Origin of the sequence: Amphritea atlantica (assembly GCF_018860855.1) — a bacterium.
In the GTDB taxonomy this organism is placed as follows: Bacteria; Pseudomonadota; Gammaproteobacteria; order Pseudomonadales; family Balneatricaceae; genus Amphritea; species Amphritea atlantica_A.
Map to the genome: position 1 here is coordinate 80,455 of NZ_JAHKQE010000025.1, position 7,691 is coordinate 88,145.

Genomic DNA, 7,691 nt, shown 5'->3' on the forward strand with positions numbered 1-7,691 from the left:
TTGCGTCATGCTGGATGAATAACGCAACCTGCGGCAACATTAAAAGCGGTTTTCAATTAATACCTCGGTCAGCGGGATTTGCCCAGCCCTAGGGTTTGCAGGCTTGTCCGCCGAACCAAGCGTGATGAACATACTGATCACATGGCCTGCGGGTAAATTAACCATCTCAGCCACCCGCTCATTATCAAAACCGATCATAGGGCAAGTATCATATCCCAAGGCCTTAGCCGCCAACATAAAGGTTTGTGCCGCCATTCCGCTAGAACGCATCGCCTCATCACGCTGTAACAACCCTTTACCCTGATAAAAAGAGGCCAGCATAGGCAACATCATCGCCTGCACATCCGCCGGAGCATTGGCCCAATAACGCTGTGGGTTATCTGACCAGGCTTGAGTGTCAGCACACACAATCACCAACTCAGCAGCCTCGGTTATCTGTGTTTGTCCCCAAGCAGCAGCCTGAAGTTCAGTACGTAGTTGCGAATCAGTGACCCGAACAAACCGCCAATGCTGAATATTATATGAAGTAGGAGAAAGCAATACTGCCTGCATGATGCGTTCAAAGTCAGCTTCAGTCACCGGTTTATCGGCATAGTGTTTGATCGCGCGACGTGCTGCAACGGTTGCAAAAAATTCCATTATTAAACCCTCATCTATTGATCGATTATTAAAGGTGTCACCACTCAACGCCGTGATCACCATATCTGACAAATAGATTAGATTGTTTATTAATGATTAATAACCACTCTTAAAATAAAAACAATGTTGAGCAAAAGACAACAATGCTGCATTAGATAGCGATACCCTGCTCCCAATAGGGCGTCTCACTGCCAAAATACTCGATGGCAAAATCTAAAAATACCCGCACCTTCGCAGGCATATACTGTCGCTCAATAAACACCGCATTATAATCCTGCACCGGCATCTGATATTCAGGAAACAAGACCACCAGTCTGCCTGCGCGAATATCCGGCCCTGCCACAAAGGTGGGTAAGCGCGCAATACCCAAGCCCCTCAATACCGCTTCCTGCAACGCCTCACTGTTATTAACCTGATAATTACCCGACACCATCACCGACTGTCGCTGATTATCTTTCGTAAAGTGCCATTCACGCACATCATTGGAATAACTAAAAGAGAGACAGTTATGTTCTAGTAGGTCATCCAGAACTAATGGATAACCCTGAGTCTCCAGATATTCAGGAGAGGCACATAAGACACTGTTAATACGGCCAAGTCGACGGGCAATCAGGCTAGAATCCGATAATTCGCCACCTCGAATGGCAATATCAAACCCACCACTGACCATCTCGAGTCGTTTATCATCCATCACCAGATCGATACTGATTTTAGGATAACGTTTTAAAAATTCGGGGATCATCGGTGCCATATGCAACCGGCCAAATGACATCGGTGAATTAATGCGTAAACGTCCCTGCGGCTCCCCCTGAAGTTGAGCCACCGCATCTTCTGCGTCACGGGCGGCCTCGGTCGCTTTAAGCGCATGCTCAAAATAGCGCTCCCCCACCTCCGTTAAGCTCAGTTTTCGCGTTGTCCGATGCAGTAATTTGACACCCAGCTGCTGCTCTAACAACGTAATACGCTTACTCACCGCCGATTTAGAGATACCCAAAAAGCGAGCCGCAGGGGAAAATCCACCATACTGAACCACAGCAACAAAAACGGGAATTGCAGCAATCGTATCCATCACACCAACCTTTGTTCACTTTTATTCAACAGTTATTGTCCAAAAACACAGATTATCAGCTAATTAAAAACAAGTTAACCTAGCAACCCTTAAATCCCTTTACATAGAGCATCTTATGAACAGTCCACTCCAACAGACACCTCGCATCATAATTCACATGCTGATGCTATTGATGGTCGCGCTGATTGCCAGCTCATTTCCTGTTGGCGCACTCATTACCACCGCCCTGCCTCCCGAGGTAATGATGTTTATCCGTTTTCTACTGGCCGCACTGATGTTCGCACCCTATGTTTTCATTAAAAATGGCTGGCACCGCCCAACACATCAGCAATTGCTCGGGTATGCTGTTTTAAGCATCCCTTTAGTGGTGTTTTTCTGGTGTATGTTTGCAGCGCTACGCTATACCAGCGCACTCAATACCGGTGCCATCTATACCACGGTGCCCGCGATGACCGCATTCTATGTGTTTCTTATCAACCGAGAAAAAACCAGCAAACGCCGAGCAGCCGGTTTACTACTGGGCACCTTAGGCGCCCTGTGGATTATCGTACGGGGCGATATAAGCAGCTTGCTGCAACTACAACTGAATCGCGGAGACCTCCTATTTATACTCGGCTGCTTATTTATGGGAGCCTATAACCCACTGATACGAAAGCTTTATGCTGGCGAGCCGATGGAAATAATGACATTCTGGGTAATATCAATCGGCAGTTTCTGGCTACTGTTACTATCACTTCCTAGCTTAGGCGCTATTGAGTGGCGCGCCGTCGATATGAATGTTTATCTGGGCATTTTATATCTGGCTATCTTCACCACCTTAGTCAGTTTTTTCTTATTACAACTCGGCACGCTTATCTTGGGCGCAACTCAAGTGGCAGCCTATAGCTTTTTAACCCCTTTGTTCGTGGTAATCCTAAATATATTGATGGGCTCTACATCGCTACAATGGCCACTAATACCCGGTATGGTGCTTGTTATTATCGCCATGTTACTGGTACAAAAAGAGCAACGTTCGCCCCATACCGCATAGCCTAGATGTAGGGTTTATTGTCCTAAATAGTCAATGACAGCCCATATCCTGATACTTTTTTTCTGCTAAGATAATCCTCTTTGGTAACAGTTTTCTCAGAGGTTAAGTCAGATGAAATTTGAAGGTACAGAGCGCTATGTTGCGACAGATGATCTGCGGATGGCCGTTAATGCTGCCGCCACATTGCAACGCCCCCTGCTAATCAAAGGCGAGCCTGGCACCGGCAAAACAATGTTAGCTGAAGAGGTCGCTCAAGCCTTCGGCAAAAAACTACTGCGCTGGCATATTAAATCGACCACCAAAGCACAACAGGGACTGTATGAATACGATGCAGTCTCCCGGCTAAGGGATTCCCAACTGGGTGATGATCGAGTACATGATATCAGCAACTACATCCGCAAAGGGATGCTCTGGGAAGCCTTTGATGCCGACGAACAGGTCGTGCTGCTGATTGATGAGATCGATAAAGCGGATATCGAATTCCCTAATGATCTATTGGTTGAGCTCGACAAAATGGAGTTCAGCGTTTATGAAACCGGTGAAACCGTGGTCGCTAAACACCGCCCTATGATCATCATCACCAGTAATAACGAGAAAGAGCTGCCCGATGCCTTCCTACGCCGCTGCTTTTTCCATTACATCAACTTCCCTAATGCCGACACCATGAAACAGATCGTGGATGTGCATTTCCCCAACATTCAAAAAGATCTAGTCAATGAGGCGCTGGAAGTCTTCTTTCAAGTGCGAGAGGTTAACGGCCTGAAAAAGAAACCCTCGACATCAGAACTGATTGACTGGTTAAAGCTATTACTGGCTGACAATATTTCATTGGATATACTGCAGAATCGTGATCCTAGTCAGGCGATTCCGCCCCTCTATGGCGCCCTACTGAAGAATGAACAAGACGTTCATATTCTGCAACGCTTGGCATTTATGGCCCGCCGAGAAAACCGATAAGCCGGCTAGGAGCGATCTATGTTAGTCGATTTTTTCTACACCCTGCGCAAAGCTCAGGTGCCTGTTTCAATCCATGAGCTACTTGCCCTGCTGGAAGCACTGGAAAACCATCTAGCCTTCGCCGACTGGGATGATTTCTATCTACTGGCGCGTACCTGCATGGTAAAGGATGAAAAATATTTCGACCGTTTTGATCTCGCCTTTGGCCATTACTTTAAAGACTTAGCCGAGCTGCCAGACCCGTTTGATAACCTGATACCCGAGCAATGGTTGGACGCCGACTTTATCCGCAATCTCAGTGATGAAGATAAAGCCGAAATCGAAAAACTCGGCGGATTAGATAAGCTGATGGAAACGCTGGCTAAACGCTTCGAGGAACAAAAAGAGCGGCATGCTGGAGGTAATAAATGGATCGGCACCGGCGGCACCTCACCCTTCGGTCATAGCGGTTATAACCCTGAAGGGGTGCGTATCGGTGGAGAAAGCAAACATAAGCAGGCGGTAAAAGTTTGGGAAAAACGGATATTTCGCGATCTCGATGACAGCGTGGAACTCGGCACCCGTAATCTCAAAGTCGCCCTACGCAAACTGCGTAAATTTGCCCGCACCGGTGCCGCCGATGAATTAGACCTCGATGACACTATCCGTTCTACCGCCAATAATGCCGGCTATCTCGATCTGAAAATGGTGCCGGAACGGCATAACGCCGCCAAGGTACTGATATTTTTTGATGTGGGCGGCTCAATGGACCCCTATATTCAGCAGTGTGAACAGCTGTTTTCCGCCGCACGCACCGAGTTCAAGCACTTGGAATATTTCTATTTTCATAACTGTGTTTATGAACGGGTCTGGAAAGATAACAAACGCCGCTGGAACGAGCATATCGACACCTTCGATCTGCTGCACACCTATGGCCGCGATTATCGGGTTATTTTTGTGGGTGATGCGGCGATGGCCCCCTATGAGGTCACCGAACGCTTTGGCAGTGTCGAACACCGCAATCCAGAATCGGGCGAGGTTTGGCTAAGGCGAATCCTCGATACTTGGGATAAAGCGATCTGGCTCAACCCTAGCCATCAGCGCTACTGGGATTACACCGCCAGCACCCAGATGATCAAAAACATGCTGGATCAAAAAATGTTCCCACTAACACTAGCAGGGCTGGAAGACGGCATCCGTTATCTGTCGAAATAACATCGGTACCACACTGCCGATACAACACTGATCAGCCCGGCTTTCAGATAAATAACGCCAAGGAGCTTCCCTTGAAAAAACCAGCATTCACCGTACTCTGTTCACTCACGATCGCGGCAATGGTCAGCCTCCCTCTGAAAGCCAGCGCCCAGGATCTGGGCACCTGTTTTATTGACTCCCTAACCGGAAAAGAACGCAAAGAACTGGTTAAATGGATGTACTTTTCAATGTCCGCGCACCCAGAACTGGAACCCCACGCCAACATATCCCTAGATGATCTGCAGGGCTCTCACCAAACCATTGCCAAACTGATCACCCGACTATTCCCCAACGAGGCAAGAGCCGCCCGCAAGGCCGATCCACAGGCCCTGAAGAAAGCCTTGAAACTGGTGGGCAAAGTCGCCATGCAAGATATATTAACCGATAAAGCGGTCCGAGCGGCGGTGAATGACTACACCCGCTTTGTGGATCAGGAAAAGATTAAAGACGTCTTTTTGGAGTAGCCTGTCTGAGCCCCAGCTATTCGTTCAATGCTGTCAAAGAACCCTTTTACCACAGAGAACACCGGGAACACCGAGGTAAAAACCAGAGCAGCCCTTTTTGGGGATAAATATCACTCAGGCAGCATCGCCCCGCCGGTATCGTCGTGGGCGGTGATTTGTTATATTGCGCTGCGGCGCCAAGCGATGCGCCAGATATACACTAAACACTAGGACACCCCAATGGCAGACGCCTGCTTTCAAATAAAAGGCACCAATCTAACGCTTATGTCGCTGGACTTATATCAGTATCAGCCGCAAGTGTTTGCCGAGCAGCTGCGCCAAAAAGTCGAGTCCGCTCCGCTGTTTTTTACCGGCTCACCACTGTTTTTAAATTTGGCCGACTTTAGCGGCGAGATAAACCGCGAGCTGCTGCAAGATGTGATTGAACAATGCCGCGGTGTGGGGTTTCAGTTATTTGGCTGCAAAGGTGCTGATGATAAAGTCGCGCAACAGGCGCGAGACTTAGGCCTGATACACTTGCCCGCTTCGCGCCCGCGCGTTGAAAAACCCGCAGCAGAAGAACCAAGCCAAGCCTCAGCCGAACCACAAGCAGCGGTTCCGAAGGCAACCGCGCCAGCACTGCCGACTCGGATAGTCGACCGCCCTGTGCGCTCGGGCCAACAAATATACGCCGAAGGTTGCGATTTGATTTTGCTCGCGCCGGTCAGCGAGGGTGCCGAGGTGATCGCCGATGGCAATATTCATGTATACAGAGCCTTGCGCGGTCGCGCACTGGCCGGCGTGCGCGGCAACCCCGACGCGCGTATTTTTTGCCAACAACTCGAAGCAGAGCTGGTCTCAATTAACGGACATTTTATTTTAAACGACAAACTGCGTGAGCACTGCTGGAAACAAGCGGCACAGGTGTATCTGCAAGATGAATCCCTCCAAGTGACAGCGCTGTAACACCACTGACGATTAATAAAGGACAACACGTGGCTAAAATAATAGTAGTAACATCAGGTAAAGGTGGCGTTGGTAAAACCACCTCAAGTGCGGCTATCTCCACCGGTCTTGCCTTGCGCGGCCACAAAACCGTGGTCATCGACTTTGATGTGGGCTTGCGTAACCTAGATTTAATTATGGGTTGCGAACGCCGAGTGGTATACGACTTTGTTAATGTTATTAACAAAGAAGCTAGCCTTAAGCAGGCTCTGATTAAAGACAAACGCACCGAAGGGCTGTTTATTTTGCCCGCCTCACAAACCCGCGATAAAGACGCCCTCACCTACGAAGGTGTCGAGGCCGTTTTGAACGAGCTGGCCGAAGACTTTGACTATATCATCTGCGACTCGCCAGCCGGTATCGAGCAAGGCGCGCAAATGGCGCTCTACTTTGCCGAAGAGGCCATCGTCGTCACCAATCCCGAGGTGTCTTCGGTGCGCGACTCCGACCGTATTTTGGGTATTTTGCAAAGCAAGTCGCGCCTGGCCGAGCAAGGCAAAACGATCAAAGAGCACCTAATGCTCACTCGTTACAACCCAGCCCGCGTAGCCACCAACGAGATGCTAAGCGTGGCCGATGTCGAGGAGATTTTGGCTATTCCGCTACTGGGTGTTATTCCCGAGTCCGAGGCCGTACTTAAAGCCTCTAACCAAGGAGCGCCGGTTATTCTCGATACCGAGTCACAGGCTGGGCAAGCGTATCAAGATGCTGTATCTCGCCTACTGGGCGAGGACGTAGAACACCGCTTTTTAGAGCAAGCCAAGTCAAGCTTTTTTAAGCGACTGCTAGGAGGTAAGTAATGGGCATACTCGATTACCTATTAAAGAAAAACAAACCCTCTTCGTCGGCCTCAACCGCCAAAGAGCGCCTACAAATTATTGTCGCCCATGAGCGCAGCACCCGTGGTCAACCCGATTATTTGCCGCTGATGCAAAAAGAAATCATCGAGGTGGTTCGCAAATACGTCGATATCGAGCACGACCAAGTGTCCGTGCAGCTTGATAACGCCGACGACTGTTCGGTGCTAGAGCTAAACATCACGTTGCCCGACGCCAAGTAAAACATCCGCCGGTGGCACCACGCGCTACCGGCGGATATTATTAAGCCAACTTACCTTGTCTAACAGACGCCCCCTAGGCGGCCAGCGCAACTTGTTGCGCATTGGTACTTGGTCTTGTTAAAAGGCATTACTGCTTACCCGCCTCTTGTTTTTTTAAATTCTGAGAAATGCTCTTCAAGACTTGCAACTGTTCTTGCTTCCACACGGCATGTAGTGGTCAAGTAAAATTGGCCACCGATTTATAGTTAATCCAGT

Annotated in this window: 9 protein-coding genes; 7 read left to right on the forward strand and 2 right to left on the reverse strand. The window is 49.1% G+C overall.

Features of this window, described 5'->3' with window-relative positions; all coding sequences use genetic code 11:
* Positions 1–39: 39 nt before the first annotated feature.
* Positions 40–639, reverse strand: a complete 600-nt coding sequence (locus KO512_RS11940; RefSeq protein ID WP_215952580.1) for a nitroreductase family protein — start codon at positions 637–639, stop codon at positions 40–42.
* A gap of 151 nt (positions 640–790) precedes the next feature.
* Entirely contained in the window at positions 791–1,708 is a 918-nt protein-coding gene (locus KO512_RS11945) for a LysR family transcriptional regulator (protein WP_215952581.1), read from the reverse strand.
* Positions 1,709–1,823: 115 nt separating this feature from the next.
* Here KO512_RS11945 and KO512_RS11950 point away from each other — a divergent pair, with 115 nt between their 5' ends.
* The 7 genes from KO512_RS11950 to minE all read left to right on the forward strand — a co-directional run bounded on the left by KO512_RS11950 (position 1,824) and on the right by minE (position 7,436).
* Positions 1,824–2,738, forward strand: a complete 915-nt coding sequence (locus KO512_RS11950; protein ID WP_215952582.1) for a DMT family transporter — start codon at positions 1,824–1,826, stop codon at positions 2,736–2,738.
* 111 nt (positions 2,739–2,849) lie between these two features.
* On the forward strand, positions 2,850–3,695 hold the full coding sequence (locus tag KO512_RS11955; protein WP_215952583.1) for an AAA family ATPase: 846 nt from the start codon (positions 2,850–2,852) through the stop codon (positions 3,693–3,695).
* 18 nt (positions 3,696–3,713) lie between these two features.
* Positions 3,714–4,889 carry a vWA domain-containing protein gene (locus KO512_RS11960; protein ID WP_215952584.1) on the forward strand — a complete coding sequence of 392 codons (1,176 nt, stop codon included), beginning with the start codon at positions 3,714–3,716 and terminating at the stop codon, positions 4,887–4,889.
* 71 nt (positions 4,890–4,960) lie between these two features.
* Complete coding sequence (locus KO512_RS11965; protein ID WP_215952585.1) at positions 4,961–5,392, forward strand: hypothetical protein; 432 nt, start codon at positions 4,961–4,963, stop codon at positions 5,390–5,392.
* A gap of 219 nt (positions 5,393–5,611) precedes the next feature.
* Positions 5,612–6,337 (forward strand): septum site-determining protein MinC, encoded by a 726-nt coding sequence (gene minC, locus KO512_RS11970; RefSeq protein WP_215952586.1) that lies wholly within the window; start codon positions 5,612–5,614, stop codon positions 6,335–6,337.
* 29 nt (positions 6,338–6,366) lie between these two features.
* Positions 6,367–7,176 carry a septum site-determining protein MinD gene (gene minD / locus KO512_RS11975; protein WP_215952587.1) on the forward strand — a complete coding sequence of 270 codons (810 nt, stop codon included), beginning with the start codon at positions 6,367–6,369 and terminating at the stop codon, positions 7,174–7,176.
* Entirely contained in the window at positions 7,176–7,436 is a 261-nt protein-coding gene (gene minE, locus KO512_RS11980; RefSeq protein WP_215952588.1) for a cell division topological specificity factor MinE, read from the forward strand. Before minD ends, minE begins: the two co-directional genes overlap by 1 nt.
* Positions 7,437–7,691: the final 255 nt, after the last annotated feature.